The following is a 15,984-nucleotide window of genomic DNA, read 5'->3' on the forward strand; positions in this document are numbered from 1 at the left end:
AGTTCCCCGTATCGAGGGGCACGATTCGTTCGTACGACCACACAAAGACGTACGACCGCGAGAAAGAGCCCCGCTGTGGCCTCCCCGCCCCCCTCCGCGTCCGCTTCCCCGCCCGAAACGCACCGCCCCGCCCGCCTTGTGGTCCTGGTGTCCGGGTCCGGCACGAATCTGCAGGCCCTGCTCGACGCCATCGCCGCCGATCCGCACGGATACGGCGCCCGGATCGTGGCCGTCGGCGCCGACCGGGATTCCATCGCCGGCCTGGAGCGCGCCGAGCGGGCCGGGATCCCGACCTTCGTGTGCCGGGTCAAGGACCACGGCTCACGCGAGGAGTGGGACGCGGCGCTGGCCGCGGCCACCGGGGCGTACGCGCCGGACCTGGTGGTCTCCGCCGGGTTCATGAAGATCGTGGGCAAGGAGTTCCTCGCCCGGTTCGGCGGCCGGGTGGTCAACACCCACCCCGCGCTGCTGCCCAGTTTTCCCGGGGCCCACGGCGTCCGCGACGCGCTCGCGTACGGCGCCAGGGTCACCGGGTGCACCGTCCACTTCGTCGACGACGGCGTCGACACCGGCCCGATCATCGCCCAGGGCGTGGTCGAGATCCGGGACGAGGACGATGAAGCCGCTCTGCACGAGCGGATCAAGGAAGTCGAGCGAGCGCTGCTCGTCGATGTCGTGGGGCGCCTGGCCCGTAACGGCTACCGCATTGAGGGACGAAAGGTTCAGATCGGTGAACTCGGTTAGTACGGACACCGTCAAGCCCATCCGGCGGGCGCTGGTCAGCGTCTACGACAAGACGGGCCTCGAGGAGCTGGCGCAAGGGCTGCACGCGGCCGGGGTCGAGCTGGTGTCCACCGGGTCGACCGCCGCGAAGATCGCCGCCGCCGGGGTGCCGGTCACCAAGGTCGAGGAGCTCACCGGGTTCCCCGAGTGCCTGGACGGCCGGGTCAAGACGCTGCACCCCAAGGTGCACGCGGGCATCCTCGCCGACCTGCGCCTGGACGCGCACCGCGCGCAGCTCGACGAGCTCGGCGTGCGGCCCTTCGAGCTGGTCGTCGTCAACCTGTACCCGTTCAAGGAGACCGTCGCCTCCGGCGCGAGCCCCGACGAGTGCGTGGAGCAGATCGACATCGGCGGCCCCTCGATGGTCCGCGCCGCCGCCAAGAACCACCCCTCGGTCGCCGTCGTCACCAGCCCGCAGCGGTACGCGGCCGTGCTCGACGCCGTCAAGAACGGCGGCTTCGACCTCACCGCCCGCAAGCGCCTGGCGGCAGAAGCGTTCCAGCACACCGCCGCGTACGACGTGGCCGTCGCCTCCTGGATGACCAATGTGTACGCGCCCGAGGAGGGCGACGCCGCGCTGCCCGAGTTCCTCGGCGGCACCTGGGAGCGCAAGTCGACCCTGCGCTACGGCGAGAACCCGCACCAGGCCGCGGCCCTCTACACCGACGGACAGCCCGGCGGGCTCGCCAACGCCGAGCAGCTGCACGGCAAGGAGATGTCCTTCAACAACTACGTGGACACCGAGGCCGCGCGCCGCGCCGCCTACGACCACGACGAGCCCTGCGTCGCGATCATCAAGCACGCCAATCCGTGCGGCATCGCGGTCGACGCCGACCTCGCCACGGCCCACCGCAAGGCCCACGAGTGCGACCCGCTCTCCGCGTTCGGCGGCGTCATCGCCGTCAACCGGCCGGTGACGGTGGCGATGGCCGAGCAGGTCGCCGAGATCTTCACCGAGGTCATCGCGGCTCCGGACTACGAGGACGGCGCCGTCGAGGTGCTGGCCCGCAAGAAGAACATCCGGGTGCTCAAGGTGGCCGGCACCCCGCACCAGCCCGGCGACCTCAAGGCGGTCTCCGGCGGCGCGGTGCTCCAGCAGACCGACGTCTTCCAGGCCGAGGGCGACGACCCCGCGAACTGGACGCTGGCCAGCGGAGCGGCCCTGTCCGAGGCGGAGTTGAAGGAACTCGCCTTCGCCTGGATCGCCTGCCGGGCCGTCAAGTCCAACGCGATCCTGCTCGCCAAGGACGGCGCCTCGGTCGGCGTCGGCATGGGCCAGGTCAACCGGGTCGACTCCGCGAAGCTCGCCGTCGAGCGGGCCGGCGAGGAGCGCGCGCGGGGCTCCTACGCCGCCTCCGACGCGTTCTTCCCGTTCCCCGACGGCTTCGAGATCCTGGCGAACGCCGGGGTCAAGGCCGTGGTCCAGCCCGGCGGTTCGGTCCGCGACGAGCTGGTGGTCGAGGCGGCGAAGAAGGCGGGCGTGACGATGTACTTCACCGGAACGCGCCACTTCTTCCACTGACCCCGCACATGCGGAGGGCCGCGCTCCTGGGAAGGAGCGCGGCCCGAAGCGACCGTACGGTGACGGTTACGCCTTCTTGATCACCAGCGTGCCGGCGGCCCGGTCGTGCCAGCCCTGCAGCTTGCCGGAGTTGTCGAAGAACGGCGACAGGTAGACCAGGATGGCGCCGATGTAGCAGAGGAACGCGCCGACGATCGGGATGATGTAGCGGATGAAGCCCGCGCCCAGACCCGGGTTCTGGCCCGTGTTCTCCTTCACCACGCGCAGGCCGAGGGCCAGCTTGCCCAGGGTCGCGCCGAGGATGGAGACCATCAGCCACTCGTACAGCAGCGTGAAGGCGCCGATGACGGCGATCCAGGTGAACATCACGGTGATGATGCTCGCGCCCGCGTCGTTCATGCAGGACTGGTAGTCGGCCGAGTTGACGTCGCAGTCCTTGGCGATGCCGACGGCGCTGGCCAGGCCGACGGTCATGATGATGCCGAGGATGACACCGATCGCGGCGCCGTCGATCAGACGCGCGCACAGGCGGCGGCCCATCGAGGCGATCTCGACGGTGCCGAGCACCGGCACGTTGATGTAGCCGTTGTTGGCCTGGAGGGTGCCGGGCGCCTGCGGGTACGCGCCGTACGGCGGCTGGCCGGGGGCCTGGCCGGGCTGCTGCGGGTAGCCGTAGCCCTGCGGCGGGACGCCCTGGGGGGCCTGCTGGCCCTGCGGGTAGCCGTAGCCGGGCTGGCCCTGCTGCTGGCCGTACGGGTTGCCGCCCTGCGGGGGCTGCTGGGGCTGCTGCCCGTAGGGGTTGTTCGGGTCGCCGAAGCTCATGACGGATTTTCCTCCGTTGGTGTTGCGGGGACGACGCGGCCCGAGCGGAGGAATAGCTGTTCTGAGCGGATTGCCCCCCGGCACTGCCCGCGGCACTGCGCGGGTCATCGTTCTAAATGAGACATAAGTTTGTCCAGCCGGTTGCTGGATGTGTTGTGCAAGTGCAACTTGGGCGATCAAGCGTCGCCCTGAAAGAATGGGAAACATGACCGCCCAGATTCTCGATGGCAAGGCCACCGCCGCAGCGATCAAATCCGAACTGGCCGTCCGTGTGGCGGCCCTGAAGGAGCGGGGCGTCACGCCCGGCCTGGGGACCGTGCTCGTCGGGGAGGACCCCGGCAGCCAGAAGTACGTCGCGGGCAAGCACCGCGACTGCGCTCAGGTCGGCATCGCCTCCATCCAGCGCGAGCTGCCCGCGACCGCGACGCAGGACGAGATCGAGGCGGTGGTGCGGGAGTTGAACGAGGACCCCGCGTGCACCGGCTACATCGTCCAGCTGCCGCTGCCCAAGGGCATCGACGAGAACCGCATCCTGGAGCTGATGGACCCGGCCAAGGACGCCGACGGTCTGCACCCGATGAACCTCGGGCGCCTCGTCCTCAACGAGCCCGGCCCGCTGCCCTGCACCCCGTACGGCATCATCCAGTTGCTCCGCAAGCACGGCGTGGAGATCAACGGGGCCGAGGTCGTCGTGGTCGGACGCGGTGTCACCATCGGGCGTTCCATGCCGCTGCTGCTCACCCGCCGCTCCGAGAACGCGACGGTCACCCAGTGCCACACCGGCACCCGTGACCTGTCGACGCACCTCAAGCAGGCCGACATCGTCATCGCCGCGGCCGGCGTCCCGCACCTCATCAAGCCGGAGGACGTGAAGCCGGGCGCGGCCGTGCTCGACGTCGGCGTCAGCCGCGACGAGAGCGGCAAGATCGTCGGCGATGTGCACCCGGGCGTCGCCGAGGTCGCCGGCTGGCTCTCGCCGAACCCGGGCGGCGTCGGCCCGATGACCCGCGCCCAGCTGCTCGTCAACGTCGTCGAGGCGGCCGAGCTCGCCGCCGACGCGGGCTGACCGGAAAGGCCTGAGGCCCATGGGTGCTGGTACGAGTCCCGAACCGTCCAAGGACGCGGAGCCGTCGGCCGCGGGCGAGTCCGCCGCGGACACGCCCGCGGCGCGGCCCCGCAAGGGCGGCTCGCGACGGTTCCCGTCCGTCACACGGGACACCGCGCGCCCCGAGGGCGGCGGCCGTGCCGCACCCGGGGACGCGTCCGCACCCGCCCGCCAGTGGCCGCTGCTCTCCGTTCTGGGCGCGGTCGGCCTCGGGCTCCTCATAGTGGCGACCGAACCGTTCGGCCAGGCTTTCCGGGTCGGGCTCGTCATCATCGGCGCCGCTCTCCTGGCGGGGGCGGCTCTGCGCTGGACGCTGCCGTCCGTCGGCATGCTGGCCGTCCGGTCCCGCTTCACCGACATCACCACGTACGGGGTGCTCGGCCTCGCCATCGTGCTGCTGTCCCTGATGGCCCAGCCCCGGCCCTGGCTGAACGTGCCGTTCCTGGAGGACGCGGTGCACTTCACGGTCCGGTAGGGCGAGGTACCGAGCCGCCCCGCACTCTCCCCCGGGCGAGTGCGGGGCGGCGCCGTCCCGCTGCTGGAAAACCTACGGCCGGTGCGGCCCCCGGTCGTCCCACGTCGGGTTGAACTCCCCCTGGAACAGCGGCAGTAGATGCCTGCCACCTACAACTCCCGCGGTACTGCGCCGGGTTGACGTCCCGCTGGTCGCACCGGGGTTACCCTGCGACGATGCGGATCCGCCCCCAATTCGCCGATGCGCTCATCGCCGTGGCCCTGACCGGGGCCTCCGCGGTGCTCGGCAAGGAGTCCGGGAGCCAGGGCTGGGATCCGCTGGACGCCTGGGGATATCTGCTGGTCGCGCTCGCCGGGCTGCCGCTCGCGTTCCGGGTGCGGGCGCCGCTGGCCGTGCTGCTGTGGACGCACCTCGTCTTCGCCGTGTACGTGGCCGGCGGGTACTGGCCCGTCGTGGTCACCTTCGGGCCGATGCTCTCGCTGTACACGGTGGCTTCCCTGTGCGCCCTGCGTACGGCGGTGGCCTGCGGGGCGCTCATGCTGGGGGCCTGGGTCTACGCCGGGGTGGCGGCGAGCCCGCGCGGGTCCATGGCGTCCGTCGTCACCCAGGCCCTCGTGTTCGCGCTCGTCCTGATCCGCTTCGGGGCGATGGCCCGCCGCTCCACCGAACTGGCCCGTCAGCTCCGGCGCGAACAGGCCGAGCGGGCCCGCCGCGAGGTGGCCGCCGAACGCGGCCGGATCGCACGGGAGTTGCACGACGTGGTCGCCCACCACATGTCGGTGATCTCCGTGCAGGCCGGGCTCGCCGGATTCGTCTTCGACTCCGACCCGGCCACCGCGCGGGCCGCGCTCGCCACCATCTCCGGCACCAGCGCCGAGGCCCTGGAGGAGCTGCGCCGGATGCTCCAGGTGCTGCGCGAGGCCGAGGACGGGGCGCCCGCCGCCCCCATGCCGGGCCTGGACCGGATCGGCGAGCTCGCCGACCGCATCCGGGCCGGCGGCACCCCGGTCACCGTAAGCACCCTGGGCACCCCGCGCCCGCTGGCGCCCGGCGTCGAACTGTGCGCCTACCGCGTGGTGCAGGAGGCGCTCACCAACGTACTCAAGCACGCCGGAAAAACCCGGGCAGAGGTCCAACTCCATTATGAACAGCACCAGTTGACGGTTTCCGTCATCAATGAGGGCAAGGGTGCCGAGCGGGAGGGGGTGATTTTGGACAGAGTGCGTACGGGTGGTGGACACGGCTTGATTGGCATGCGGGAGCGGGCCAAGCTCTACGGCGGGTCGGTCAGCATCGGCCCGCGGAGTGGAGGCGGGTTCGCCGTGACCCTGACCCTGCCGACCTCCGCAGGGGCGGTTCAGGGGGAAGAAGACGCATCGGGATGATCAGGGTGCTCGTCGTCGACGACCAGTTCCTCATCCGGGCCGGACTGGTCGGTCTGCTGAGGGCCGCGCCCGGGATCGAGGTGGCGGGGGAGGCGGGCGACGGCGCCGAAGCCGTGCGCCTGGCCGCCGCGACGCGCCCCGACGTGATCCTCATGGACATCCGGATGCCCGGCACGACCGGCATCGAGGCCACCCGGCGCATCCTCGCCGAGGCCCCCGACCCCGCGCCGCGCATCCTCATCCTGACCACCTTCGACCTCGACGAGTACGTCTACCAGGCGCTGCGCGCCGGGGCCGCGGGCTTCCTGCTCAAGGACTCCGGTCCCGAGCGGCTGCTCGCGGCGGTCGCCGCGGTCGGCGGCGGCGACGGTCTCTTCGCGCCCAGCGTCACCCGCCGCCTGGTCGAGGCCTTCGCCTCCCGCGCCGCCCGGCCCGGCGACGGGCCGCCGCCCGAGATCGGCGCGCTGACCGCCCGCGAGACCGAAGTGCTGCGCCTGACCGCGTGCGGCATGTCGAACCTGGAGATCGCCGACCAGCTGTTCATCAGCGAGGCCACCGTCAAGACCCACCTGAATCGCACCATGAGCAAACTCGACCTGGACAGCAGGGCCCAGGCGGTGGTGGTGGCGTACGAGACCGGCCTTGTCACCCCGGGCGGCGCCCGCCCCTGAACCTCCCCACCCGTCCCGAGTCACCTCCTTCGTCCCGGTGCGCACCACTGCGGGAACTGACATCCTGGGCCCGTGCATCCCTGGGGGTAGTGACGGACATTTGGGGGAAGCGATGCCTCGCTGGAAGGCGCTGCCGGAGGAACTCGATCCGCAGGTGCGGGAGTTCGCGAGCCAGCTGCGCAGGCTGGTGGACCGCAGCGGGCTCAGCGTCGCCGCCATAGCCGACCGGACCGGGTACAGCAAGACGTCCTGGGAGCGGTATCTCGGTGGCCGCCTCCTCGCCCCCAGGGCGGCCGTCCTCGCGCTGGCCGAGGTGACCGGCACCAACCCCGTCCATCTGACCACCATGTGGGAGCTGGCCGAGCGGGCCTGGAGCCGCTCCGAGCAGCGGCACGACCGCACCATGGGTGCCACGCAGGTCGCGCAGGCGCGCGCCGCGCTCGGCGAGTTCGGGCCGGTCGAGCCGCCGGGCGGGGTGCGCGCCCACTCGCCCAGCGCGGGGCTCACCGACCGGCGGCCCAAGCAGGCGAAGCAGTGGGCCCCCAAGCCGCCCGCCGCCCCGGGCCACCAGCGGCGCCGGATCATCATGTTCCTGGCCGGGGTGGTCGGCGCGCTGCTCGTCATCACGTCCGCCGTGCTCCTCACCGACCTCGGCAGGAGCGACGACAAGCAGCAGGCCAAGCCCGCTCCCAGCCGCTCCGCGTCGGCGCCCGTGCTGCCCGCCGGGGTCAAGTGCGTGGCCGCCTCCTGCACCGGTCAGGACCCCGAAGCGATGGGCTGCACCGACAAGTTGGTCCAGACGGTAGGGAGCGCCAAGGTCGGCGTCGCGGTCGTCGAGGTGCGCTACAGCAAGACGTGCGGGGCCGCCTGGGCCCGCCTCAAGCAGGTCGCCCCCGGGGACCGGGTGCAGATCAGCTCGGGCGGCACGGCGGGCGACGCGGTGGTGGCGGACGCGTACCGCGACACGTACACCAAGATGCTCGCCGTCGACGGCCCGGCGGCCGCGAAGGCGTGCGCCACGCTGAAGAGCGGGAAGAGCGGCTGCGCCGCCGGAAAGGCCGCCGCGGGTGCCACGGGCAAGGCGGGAACGGCCACTACCGGTCAATGATCGATCAGCGTGAGGCGTCCCACAGGTGTACGGGGGTGTGGGACGCCCAGGGTCGGATAGCCTGACCGCTGGACATCTCTTCACGTCAAGATTCAGACGGTCGCACGTCAGGTTTCCGGCGTACGGGGTGCCCGGAAACGAGGGGCAACCACCCCCACCACCCGCTGTTTCTAACGGAGATCGCCATGACCCGCACTCCCGTGAATGTCACCGTCACCGGCGCGGCCGGCCAGATCGGCTACGCGCTGCTCTTCCGCATCGCCTCCGGTCACCTGCTCGGCCCGGACGTGCCGGTCAACCTGCGCCTCCTGGAGATCACCCCGGCTCTGAAGGCCGCCGAGGGCACCGCCATGGAGCTCGACGACTGCGCCTTCCCGCTGCTCCGCGACATCACCATCACGGACGACGCGAACGTCGCCTTCGACGGTGCCAACGTGGCCCTGCTCGTCGGCGCCCGCCCGCGCACCAAGGGCATGGAGCGCGGCGACCTGCTGTCCGCCAACGGCGGCATCTTCAAGCCGCAGGGCAAGGCCATCAACGACAACGCCGCGGACGACATCAAGGTCCTCGTCGTCGGCAACCCGGCCAACACCAACGCGCTCATCGCGCAGGCCTCGGCCCCGGACGTACCGGCCGAGCGCTTCACCGCGATGACCCGTCTGGACCACAACCGGGCGATTTCGCAGCTGGCGAAGAAGACCGGCACCACGGTCTCCGACATCAAGCGCCTGACCATCTGGGGCAACCACTCGGCGACCCAGTACCCCGACATCTTCCACGCGGAGATCGCCGGCAAGAACGCGGCCGAGGTCGTGGGCGACGAGCAGTGGCTGGCCGACGAGTTCATCCCGACCGTCGCCAAGCGCGGCGCCGCGATCATCGAGGCCCGTGGCGCGTCCTCGGCCGCCTCGGCCGCCAACGCCGCCATCGACCACGTGCACACCTGGGTCAACGGCACCGCCGAGGGCGACTGGACCTCCATGGGCATCCCGTCGGACGGCTCCTACGGCGTCCCCGAGGGCCTCATCTCCTCCTTCCCGGTCACCGTGAAGGACGGCAAGTACTCGATCGTCCAGGGCCTGGACATCAACGAGTTCTCCCGCAAGCGCATCGACGCCTCCGTCAAGGAGCTCACCGAGGAGCGCGACGCGGTCCGCGAGCTCGGCCTCATCTGAGCCCAGCAGCACGTCTTCCGACGAAGCCCCGGCAGCCACTGCCGGGGCTTCGCCCGTTTCCCGCTACTTCGCCGCCGCGTCCTTCGTCAGCTGTACGGCGGAGAGCAGGCTGAGCCCCGGCTGGGCCTGGCGCAGCGCCTTGACGGCGTGCACCGACTCGTCGTCCGGCCCCTGGTAACCGACCGAGGCCCGCTGCTCGCGCACCCAGCGGGCACGCAGCTCGCGGTCCGGCACGGCCGCCGCCCGCTCGGCCATCTCGACGGCCGCCTCAAGCCCCGGCCGCTCCGCCTCGCCGGCCCCCTCCAGTGCCTCACGCAGCGCCCGCACCACGGTGTCCGCGTCGCGCAGCACCAGCACCGCAAGCTCCTTGCGCCCAAACATGAAAACTCCCCGCTGTTGTGTGTCTGCTCAGCAATGTAGTACTTCTTATACATGAGCGAGCAGGTGCACAACAGGTTGGCGATGGTGCGTGCCGAGCGCAAGGTGTCGCGGCAGAGCCTGGCCGAGGCAGTGGGCGCCCACTACCAGACCATCGGCTACATCGAACGGGGGCAGTACAACCCGAGCCTCGACCTGGCGTTGAAGATCGCGCAGTACTTCGGGCTTCCGGTGGAGGCGCTGTTCTCCCTCGAACCGTTCCGCCCGCTCACCGACGAGGCCTACGGGAGGAACCAGTGATGAACGCCCAGCTGACGCGTTACGACCGGTGGATGCAGCAGACCATGAACCGGCGCGAGGCGGCGCCGCTGTACGCGACGGCGGGGCGCAGGCGGGTTCTGGTCGCCGTGCACATCGCGCTGACCGCCGTGTTCGTGGCGGCCTTCCTGGCCAGCGTGCTCGACGACTCGGTGGTCGCGGTGTGCCTGCTGCTCGCGCTGCTGCTGCCGTGGTGCGTGGCCACCGGCGCCATCAACGCCTCGACGCGCGGCCTGCTCGAACTGCGCCGCCGGGCCCTGGACGAGCGCCAGCGCGCCGAGCGCAGCGAGGTCCTGGCCCGCGCCCACCGGATCACCACCGCCCTGCTGTTCCTCGCCGCCGTCGCCGTCGGCGGATACGGGATGGCGGGCGGCGCCCTCGGGGGAACGACGGTCTTCCGGGTGCTCCTCGGCGTCCTCGTCGTGCACTGGCTGATGCCGATGTGGGTGGCGGGTCTGCGCGCCCAGGACGAGCCGGACGACGAGTAGCGGGTCCGCGGATGCGAGGGTGCCCCCGGCCTTGTGCGGCCGGGGGCACCCTCATCTGCGTACGGCGGCTACAGCTCGCGCACCTGGCGGGCGATGTCCCGCAGCGCGTTCGTCGCGCGGATCTGGAGGCCGGGGCCGAACGTGATGCGGCCCGCGCCCAGTTCGCCGAGGCGGCGCGGTCCCGGGGCGTCCGGCAGGACCGCCATGTTCACCGGAACCGGTACCGCCTTCGCGATCTCCGGCAGGTGCTCGGCCGGGGCCGCGAAGGGGTAGACGCCGTCCGCGCCCGCCGCCACGTACGCCCGAGCCCGCGCGATCGCGGCGTCCAGCTCGGGCAGGCCGCGGATGTACGTGTCGACGCGGGCGTTGATGAACAGCCGGTCGCCCGCCTCCGCGCGCACCTCGGCCAGCCAGCCGGCGTGCCGGGCCGGGTCCTTGAGGGCGCCCTGGGCGGAGTCCTCCAGGTTGCAGCCGACCGCGCCCGTCTCCAGGAGCCGGTCCACCAGCTCCTTGGGGTCGAGGCCGTAGCCGCCCTCGATGTCCGCCGAGACGGGGACCGACACGGACCGCACGATCCGGGTCACGGCGGCGAACATCTCGTCCGCCGGCGTCGAACCGTCCTCGTACCCCAGCGACGCCGCGACCCCAGCGCTCGGCGTGGCCAGGGCAGGGAAGCCGGCCTCCTCGAAGACCCGGGCGCTGGCCGCGTCCCAGGGTCCCGGCAGGATCAGCGGATCGCCGGGGGTGCGCCCCTGGTGCAGGGCGCGGAAGGCGGCGGCAGGGTTCAGCTGTGCCATTCGGTTTCTCCGGGTGCCGTGCGGCGGGTCACCATCAGGCGGTTCCAGCTGTTGATGACGGTGATCGCCGCGATGAGATGGGCGAGTTGGGTCTCGGTGAAGTGCTCGGCGGCCTTCTCGTACACCGCGTCGGGTACGAAGCCTCCCCCAGACTTCGTCCGGGAGGTGCCCCCAGTGAGGACGGTGACGGCCTCGGTGAGGGCGAGGGCCGCGCGCTCCTGCCGGGTGAACAGGTCGCCGGCCTCCTCCCACGCCGCCAGAAGCCCGAGCCGTTCCTCGGCCTCGCCGGCCTTGCGGGCGGCCGCGAGGTGCATGTCCAGGCAGAAGGCACAGTGGTTGAGCTGGGACGCACGGATCATCACCAGCTCGGCGAGGACCGGGTCGCCCAGGCCCCGCTTGGCGGTCGCGCTGAGCCCCGCGAGGCTCAGGTAGACGCCCTCGGGGACCTGGAACTCCCGTGCCACTGAGCTCACTTGTACATTCCGGGGGTGTAGTGGCCGGCCGCGCCGCGGCAGGTCACACCGAAGCGGTTCCAGGCGTTGATCACGGCGATGGTCGAGATGAGCTGCGCGAGCTCGGTCTCCTCGAAGTGCTTGGCGGCCTTCTCGTACACCTCGTCCGGTACGAAGCCGTCGGTGAGGACCGTGACCGCCTCGGTCAGCTCGATCGCCGCGAGCTCCTTCTCCGTGTAGAAGTGCGCCGACTCCTCCCAGGCGCTGAGCTGCACGATCCGCTCCACCGACTCGCCGGCCGCGATCGCGTCCTTGGAGTGCATGTCGAGGCACAGGGCGCAGTGGTTGAGCTGCGAGGCGCGGATCTTGACCAGCTCGGCGATCACCGGGTCGAGCCCGCGCTCGGCGGCGGCGGTCAGCTTGATCATGGCCTTGTAGACCTCGGGCGCGGCCTTGGCCCACTGGAGGCGGGGGGACTGCTCGGGTGCGTACGTCTTGGTCTCGTTCGTGGTCATGGAACGAAGGTACGGGGCGTGTGGCACCCAGGTATGGTCCATTCCCATGGTGAAATCCTGGGCCACTTCTCCGGAAACTCTCGGTGTCGATCTGCACATCGACGTGGGCGGCGCGGGCCTGCGCTCGGGCCTCACGGACGCGCTGCGCGAAGCCGTACGCGGGGGACGGCTCACCCCCGGCACCCGGCTGCCGTCCTCGCGCTCGCTCGCCGCCGACCTCGGGATCGCCCGCAACACCGTCGCCGACGCCTACGCCGAACTGGTCGCCGAGGGCTGGCTCACCGCGCGCCAGGGCTCCGGAACGACGGTGGCCCAGCGCGCCGTGGCCCGCCCCGACCGGAGCCACGCCCGGCGCCTGCCGACCCGCCGCAGGCCCACGTACAACCTGATGCCGGGCTCGCCCGACGTCGCCTCCTTCCCGCGCGCCGAATGGCTCAAGGCGGCCCGCCGGGCGCTCACCGACGCCCCGGACGAGGCCTTCGGCTTCGGCGATCCGCGCGGCCGCGTCGAGCTGCGCACGGTCCTGGCGGACTATCTGGCCCGGGCGCGCGGCGTGTACGCCTCGCCGGACCGCATCGTCGTCTGCTCCGGGTTCCTGCACGGCCTGATGCTGATGGCGAAGGTGCTGCGGGCCCGCCGGGCGCGGGAGGTGGCGGTCGAGTCGTACGGCCTCGACTTCCACTGGAAGGTGCTGACCGACGCGGGCCTGCGCACCCCGGCGCTGCCCCTCGATCACCTGGGCACCCGCACCGAGGAGTTGGGGGCGATGAAGGGGGTGGGGGCGGTGCTGATGACGGCCGCGCACCAGTTCCCGATCGGGGTGCCGCTGCTGCCCGACCGGCGGGCGGCGGCCGTCGACTGGGCGCGCACCACGGGCGGGCTGATCGTGGAGGACGACTACGACGGGGAGTTCCGCTACGACCGCCAGCCGGTCGGCGCGCTCCAGGGCCTCGACCCCGAGCACGTCGTCTACATCGGCACCGCGAGCAAGTCCCTCGCTCCGGGGCTGCGCCTGGGCTGGATGGTGCTGCCCGAACATCTCGTGGGCGAGGTCGTCCAGGCCAAGGGCGGGGAGTGGGCGAACGGCTCGCTGGACCAGCTGACGCTGGCCGAGTTCATCCGGTCCGGCGCGTACGACCGCCATGTGCGCGGCATGCGGCTGCACTACCGGCGTCGGCGCGACCAGTTGGTGACCGCGCTCGCCGAGCGGGCCCCCGAGGCGCGGGTCAGCGGCATCGCGGCCGGGCTGCACGCCCTGGTCGAGCTCCCGCCCGGCACCGAGCGCTCCATCATCCGAGCCGCCACCTGGCAGGGCCTGGCCCTGGAAGGCCTCTCCCGCTACCGCCACCCCGAGCTCACCCCGGAACGGGACGCGTTGGTGGTGGGCTACGGGACGCCGTCGGACTCGGGGTGGGCGGGGGCGCTGGACGCGCTGTGCAACGTGCTGCCGTAGGTGTACGGCCGTAGGGGGTACGGCCGGTCTCAGCGCCCCGGCACGTCCTGGAGCGAGGGCTCCGCGTCCGGCTCCGGGGCCTCGCCGAAGCGGGCCAGGGCGAGTGCGCCCGCCACCGCCACCGCGAAGCCGGTGACGGTCAGCCAGCCGAGTCCGTCCCGGGTGCGGTCGCCCAGCCAGGCCACGCCCACCACGGCCGGTCCGATGGTCTCGCCGATGACCATGCCCGCCGTCGCCGTGGTGACCGAGCCGCGCGAAAGCGCCGACGTGAGCAGCAGGAACGCGGCTCCGCCGCCGAGCAGCAGGGCGTAGAGCGCGGGGTTCGTCAGGTCGAAGGGGTCGTCGATGAGCCGGACCGCGACCTCGACCACACCGAACCCGCAGCCCGCGCCGAGCCCGAGGACCAGCGCCCGGGCGCGGTCCGGCAGCCGGCCCCCGACCGCGCCCGCGAGCAGCACCGCGGCGGCCACCCCGAGCAGCCACCAGTGCAGGGAGGCGGGGCCCGCCTCCTTGCCCTCGGCGCCGGACGAAAGCCCGAGCAGGGCGAGGCCCGCGCAGACCACCCCGACCGCCGCCCACTCCGTACCGGAGAGCCGGACCTTGAGGAGGCGGGCCGCGACCACCGCGGTCACCGCGAGCGAGGCGGCGAGCGCCGCGCCGACCGCGTAGATCGGCACCGAGCGCAGCGCGAGGATCTGGAAGACGAAGCCGAGGCCGTCGAGCGCGAGACCCGCGACATAGCGCCACTGGCGTACGGCGCGCAGGAGCAGCGCCGCGTCGACACCGGAACCGGCGCCCGCCCCCGTACCCGGCTCGGCGGCGCGCGTCGCGGCGGCCTGGAGGACGGTGGCCGTACCGAAGCAGACCGCGGACGCAAGCGCGCAGATCATCCCGAAGAACACAGGGGGGACTGTAGCCGCAGGTCCGGAGGGCGGGGAAAGCCCGGGGGCAGGTCGCCGATGGCCGGGAACTAGTGTGTGGCCAAAACACGTCCCACAGCAGAGTCGGCAGGAGAACGGGGGAGATCCGCGATGCGAAGGTTCAGGTCCGCGACGGTGGTGCTCGGCGGGATGGGAGTGCTCGCCGCCACGCTCACCGCGTGCAGCGACGAGCCGGACCGGCGCTGCGTCAACCCGGTCACGTACAAGGAACTGCCGAAGTACGAGTGCAAGAGCGGCGGCACCGGTCAGTACTACTACGGCGGGTCCAGTCGCAGCGGCAAGGTCTCCGGCGGCTCCTTCGACAAGTCCGGCGTCTCGCGCGGCGGGTTCGGCGGCCACAGCGACTCCAGCGGCGGCTGAGGGGCTGGAGCATGGAACGGCATGAGACGGAACCGCGCCCCGACTGGCAGCGGACCGTCGAGGAACAGGGCCTGATCTACCCGCTGACCCGCTACCCCGACGACTCGCTGCGCCCCTACTGGGACGAGAGCGCGTACTACTCGTTCACGCTGCCCGAGGTCGAGGCGCTGGAGGAGACCGTCGAGGAACTGCACGCCATGTGCCTGGCGGCGGCGGCCCACATCGTCGAGAAGGGCCGCTTCGCGGACCTGGGCATCATGGACGGCCGCCTTGCCGACCTGGTGGCGGAGTCGTGGCGACGCAGGGGCGAACTCCCGTCGCTGTACGGCAGGTTCGACCTGCGGTACGACGGGACCGGACCCGCCAAGATGCTGGAGTACAACGCGGACACCCCGACCTCGCTCGTGGAGGCGGCGAGCGCGCAGTGGTTCTGGATGGAGGACCGCTTCCCCGGCGCGGACCAGTGGAACTCGCTGCACGAGCGCCTCGTCGAGGCGTGGAAGCGGCAGGCGCCGCTGCTGCCGGCCGGGCCCGTGCACTTCGCCCACTCCGACACCGACGAGCTCGGCGAGGACCTCATGACGGTCGCCTATCTGCGCGAGACGGCCGAGCAGGCGGGCCTCGACACGGAGGCGCTGTCGGTCGAGTCGATCGGCTGGGACAGCATCACCGGCCGCTTCGTGGACGACCGCCTCCGCTTCATCCGGGCCTGCTTCAAGCTGTACCCGTGGGAGTGGCTGGCCTCGGACGCGTTCGGGCCGCAGGTGCTCGACACCCTCGACAACGGGGGCGGCACGGGGACGACGTGCTGGATCGAGCCGGCGTGGAAGATGCTGCTCTCCAACAAGGCGCTGCTCGCGGTGCTGTGGGAGCTGTACCCGGGGCATCCGAACCTGCTTCCGGCGTACCTGGACGGACCGCGGGACCTGGCTTCCGGTTCGGGTTACGTCGCGAAGCCCCTGCTCGGCCGGGAGGGCGCGGGCGTCACCCTGCACCCCCCGGGGTCCGCCCCCGCCCGGCCCGAAGAGCCCTGCTGCTACCAGGAGCTGGCCCCGCTGCCGGACTTCTCGGGGAACCGGGTGGTGCTGGGTGCGTGGGTGGTGGAGTCCGAGCCGGCGGGCCTGGGCATCCGCGAGTCCGCGGGGCTCGTCACGGACGAGTACGCGAGGTTCGTACCGCACGTGATCCGCTGAGGCCGAGCCCTGGGGCTGCGCCCCGGACCCCGGGCGGACTCCC

19 protein-coding genes are annotated in these 15,984 nt (G+C 71.9%); 13 read left to right on the top strand and 6 right to left on the bottom strand.

The features are described from left to right. The first annotated feature begins 75 nt into the window (after positions 1-75). Positions 76-744, top strand: a complete 669-nt coding sequence (gene purN / locus ABD346_RS15890) for a phosphoribosylglycinamide formyltransferase (RefSeq protein WP_344375374.1) — start codon at positions 76-78, stop codon at positions 742-744. After that, positions 671-2,305: a bifunctional phosphoribosylaminoimidazolecarboxamide formyltransferase/IMP cyclohydrolase gene (purH, locus tag ABD346_RS15895; RefSeq protein ID WP_344375439.1), complete on the top strand. Its 1,635-nt coding sequence runs from the start codon at positions 671-673 to the stop codon at positions 2,303-2,305. The genes purN and purH overlap by 74 nt, the downstream gene beginning before the upstream one ends. A gap of 66 nt (positions 2,306-2,371) precedes the next feature. On the opposite strand, the gene ABD346_RS15900 is transcribed toward purH, so the two are convergent. Continuing rightward, positions 2,372-3,127: an RDD family protein gene (locus ABD346_RS15900; protein ID WP_344375375.1), complete on the bottom strand. Its 756-nt coding sequence runs from the start codon at positions 3,125-3,127 to the stop codon at positions 2,372-2,374. A gap of 205 nt (positions 3,128-3,332) precedes the next feature. Here ABD346_RS15900 and ABD346_RS15905 point away from each other — a divergent pair, with 205 nt between their 5' ends. From ABD346_RS15905 to ABD346_RS15930, 6 genes are all read left to right on the top strand, one after another. Continuing rightward, the gene (locus ABD346_RS15905; protein ID WP_344375376.1) at positions 3,333-4,193 is read left to right on the top strand and encodes a bifunctional methylenetetrahydrofolate dehydrogenase/methenyltetrahydrofolate cyclohydrolase; all 861 of its coding nucleotides are present in this window, start codon (positions 3,333-3,335) and stop codon (positions 4,191-4,193) included. Between the two features lie 19 nt (positions 4,194-4,212). Continuing rightward, positions 4,213-4,707 carry a DUF3017 domain-containing protein gene (locus tag ABD346_RS15910; RefSeq protein ID WP_344375377.1) on the top strand — a complete coding sequence of 165 codons (495 nt, stop codon included), beginning with the start codon at positions 4,213-4,215 and terminating at the stop codon, positions 4,705-4,707. Positions 4,708-4,922: 215 nt separating this feature from the next. After that, positions 4,923-6,092, top strand: a complete 1,170-nt coding sequence (locus ABD346_RS15915; RefSeq protein WP_344375378.1) for a sensor histidine kinase — start codon at positions 4,923-4,925, stop codon at positions 6,090-6,092. Beyond that, the gene (locus ABD346_RS15920) at positions 6,089-6,763 is read left to right on the top strand and encodes a response regulator (RefSeq protein WP_344375379.1); all 675 of its coding nucleotides are present in this window, start codon (positions 6,089-6,091) and stop codon (positions 6,761-6,763) included. The genes ABD346_RS15915 and ABD346_RS15920 overlap by 4 nt, the downstream gene beginning before the upstream one ends. Positions 6,764-6,875: 112 nt before the next feature. Then, positions 6,876-7,871 (top strand): helix-turn-helix domain-containing protein, encoded by a 996-nt coding sequence (locus ABD346_RS15925; RefSeq protein WP_344375380.1) that lies wholly within the window; start codon positions 6,876-6,878, stop codon positions 7,869-7,871. A gap of 185 nt (positions 7,872-8,056) precedes the next feature. Continuing rightward, on the top strand, positions 8,057-9,046 hold the full coding sequence (locus ABD346_RS15930; RefSeq protein WP_344375381.1) for a malate dehydrogenase: 990 nt from the start codon (positions 8,057-8,059) through the stop codon (positions 9,044-9,046). Positions 9,047-9,109: 63 nt separating this feature from the next. Here ABD346_RS15930 and ABD346_RS15935 read toward each other — a convergent pair whose 3' ends face one another. Continuing rightward, entirely contained in the window at positions 9,110-9,427 is a 318-nt protein-coding gene (locus tag ABD346_RS15935) for a hypothetical protein (protein WP_344375382.1), read from the bottom strand. A 51-nt stretch (positions 9,428-9,478) separates the two neighbouring features. Here ABD346_RS15935 and ABD346_RS15940 point away from each other — a divergent pair, with 51 nt between their 5' ends. Continuing rightward, a complete protein-coding gene (locus ABD346_RS15940) occupies positions 9,479-9,724 on the top strand; it encodes a helix-turn-helix transcriptional regulator (protein WP_344375383.1) in 246 nt (81 codons plus the stop codon). Then, complete coding sequence (locus tag ABD346_RS15945; protein WP_344375384.1) at positions 9,724-10,230, top strand: hypothetical protein; 507 nt, start codon at positions 9,724-9,726, stop codon at positions 10,228-10,230. The genes ABD346_RS15940 and ABD346_RS15945 overlap by 1 nt, the downstream gene beginning before the upstream one ends. 68 nt (positions 10,231-10,298) lie before the next feature. Here the strand turns inward: ABD346_RS15945 and ABD346_RS15950 are convergent, their stop codons facing one another. From ABD346_RS15950 to ABD346_RS15960, 3 genes are read right to left on the bottom strand one after another with little or no spacing between them, the layout of a single operon-like run. Next, positions 10,299-11,027 carry an isocitrate lyase/PEP mutase family protein gene (locus ABD346_RS15950; RefSeq protein WP_344375385.1) on the bottom strand — a complete coding sequence of 243 codons (729 nt, stop codon included), beginning with the start codon at positions 11,025-11,027 and terminating at the stop codon, positions 10,299-10,301. Further along, positions 11,015-11,491 carry a carboxymuconolactone decarboxylase family protein gene (locus tag ABD346_RS15955; RefSeq protein ID WP_344375440.1) on the bottom strand — a complete coding sequence of 159 codons (477 nt, stop codon included), beginning with the start codon at positions 11,489-11,491 and terminating at the stop codon, positions 11,015-11,017. Before ABD346_RS15955 ends, ABD346_RS15950 begins: the two co-directional genes overlap by 13 nt. A 5-nt stretch (positions 11,492-11,496) precedes the next feature. Continuing rightward, positions 11,497-11,994 (bottom strand): carboxymuconolactone decarboxylase family protein, encoded by a 498-nt coding sequence (locus ABD346_RS15960; protein ID WP_344375386.1) that lies wholly within the window; start codon positions 11,992-11,994, stop codon positions 11,497-11,499. A gap of 46 nt (positions 11,995-12,040) precedes the next feature. On the opposite strand from ABD346_RS15960, the gene pdxR reads away from it, so the two are divergent. Then, positions 12,041-13,447 (top strand): MocR-like pyridoxine biosynthesis transcription factor PdxR, encoded by a 1,407-nt coding sequence (pdxR, locus tag ABD346_RS15965; RefSeq protein WP_344375387.1) that lies wholly within the window; start codon positions 12,041-12,043, stop codon positions 13,445-13,447. Between the two features lie 29 nt (positions 13,448-13,476). On the opposite strand, the gene ABD346_RS15970 is transcribed toward pdxR, so the two are convergent. Further along, positions 13,477-14,337 carry a hypothetical protein gene (locus ABD346_RS15970; RefSeq protein ID WP_344375441.1) on the bottom strand — a complete coding sequence of 287 codons (861 nt, stop codon included), beginning with the start codon at positions 14,335-14,337 and terminating at the stop codon, positions 13,477-13,479. A gap of 141 nt (positions 14,338-14,478) precedes the next feature. On the opposite strand from ABD346_RS15970, the gene ABD346_RS15975 reads away from it, so the two are divergent. Both ABD346_RS15975 and ABD346_RS15980 read left to right on the top strand, forming a co-directional pair. Continuing rightward, positions 14,479-14,748 carry a hypothetical protein gene (locus tag ABD346_RS15975; protein WP_344375388.1) on the top strand — a complete coding sequence of 90 codons (270 nt, stop codon included), beginning with the start codon at positions 14,479-14,481 and terminating at the stop codon, positions 14,746-14,748. Between the two features lie 11 nt (positions 14,749-14,759). Next, complete coding sequence (locus ABD346_RS15980; protein WP_344375389.1) at positions 14,760-15,941, top strand: glutathionylspermidine synthase family protein; 1,182 nt, start codon at positions 14,760-14,762, stop codon at positions 15,939-15,941. Positions 15,942-15,984: the final 43 nt, after the last annotated feature.

Source organism: Streptomyces mauvecolor, assembly GCF_039532965.1.
Lineage (GTDB): Bacteria > Actinomycetota > Actinomycetes > Streptomycetales > Streptomycetaceae > Streptomyces > Streptomyces violascens.

Coding starts and splice junctions, on each gene's coding strand:
- ABD346_RS15940 (WP_344375383.1), top strand. CDS start 9,479: ATGAGCGAGCAGGTGCACAACAGGTTGGCGATGGTGCGTGCCGAGCGC.
- ABD346_RS15910 (WP_344375377.1), top strand. CDS start 4,213: ATGGGTGCTGGTACGAGTCCCGAACCGTCCAAGGACGCGGAGCCGTCG.
- ABD346_RS15980 (WP_344375389.1), top strand. CDS start 14,760: ATGGAACGGCATGAGACGGAACCGCGCCCCGACTGGCAGCGGACCGTC.
- ABD346_RS15960 (WP_344375386.1), bottom strand. CDS start 11,994: ATGACCACGAACGAGACCAAGACGTACGCACCCGAGCAGTCCCCCCGC.
- ABD346_RS15930 (WP_344375381.1), top strand. CDS start 8,057: ATGACCCGCACTCCCGTGAATGTCACCGTCACCGGCGCGGCCGGCCAG.
- ABD346_RS15920 (WP_344375379.1), top strand. CDS start 6,089: ATGATCAGGGTGCTCGTCGTCGACGACCAGTTCCTCATCCGGGCCGGA.
- ABD346_RS15970 (WP_344375441.1), bottom strand. CDS start 14,337: ATGATCTGCGCGCTTGCGTCCGCGGTCTGCTTCGGTACGGCCACCGTC.
- ABD346_RS15945 (WP_344375384.1), top strand. CDS start 9,724: ATGAACGCCCAGCTGACGCGTTACGACCGGTGGATGCAGCAGACCATG.
- ABD346_RS15925 (WP_344375380.1), top strand. CDS start 6,876: ATGCCTCGCTGGAAGGCGCTGCCGGAGGAACTCGATCCGCAGGTGCGG.
- pdxR (WP_344375387.1), top strand. CDS start 12,041: ATGGTGAAATCCTGGGCCACTTCTCCGGAAACTCTCGGTGTCGATCTG.
- ABD346_RS15900 (WP_344375375.1), bottom strand. CDS start 3,127: ATGAGCTTCGGCGACCCGAACAACCCCTACGGGCAGCAGCCCCAGCAG.
- ABD346_RS15935 (WP_344375382.1), bottom strand. CDS start 9,427: ATGTTTGGGCGCAAGGAGCTTGCGGTGCTGGTGCTGCGCGACGCGGAC.
- ABD346_RS15915 (WP_344375378.1), top strand. CDS start 4,923: ATGCGGATCCGCCCCCAATTCGCCGATGCGCTCATCGCCGTGGCCCTG.
- purH (WP_344375439.1), top strand. CDS start 671: ATGTCGTGGGGCGCCTGGCCCGTAACGGCTACCGCATTGAGGGACGAA.
- ABD346_RS15905 (WP_344375376.1), top strand. CDS start 3,333: ATGACCGCCCAGATTCTCGATGGCAAGGCCACCGCCGCAGCGATCAAA.
- ABD346_RS15975 (WP_344375388.1), top strand. CDS start 14,479: ATGCGAAGGTTCAGGTCCGCGACGGTGGTGCTCGGCGGGATGGGAGTG.
- ABD346_RS15950 (WP_344375385.1), bottom strand. CDS start 11,027: ATGGCACAGCTGAACCCTGCCGCCGCCTTCCGCGCCCTGCACCAGGGG.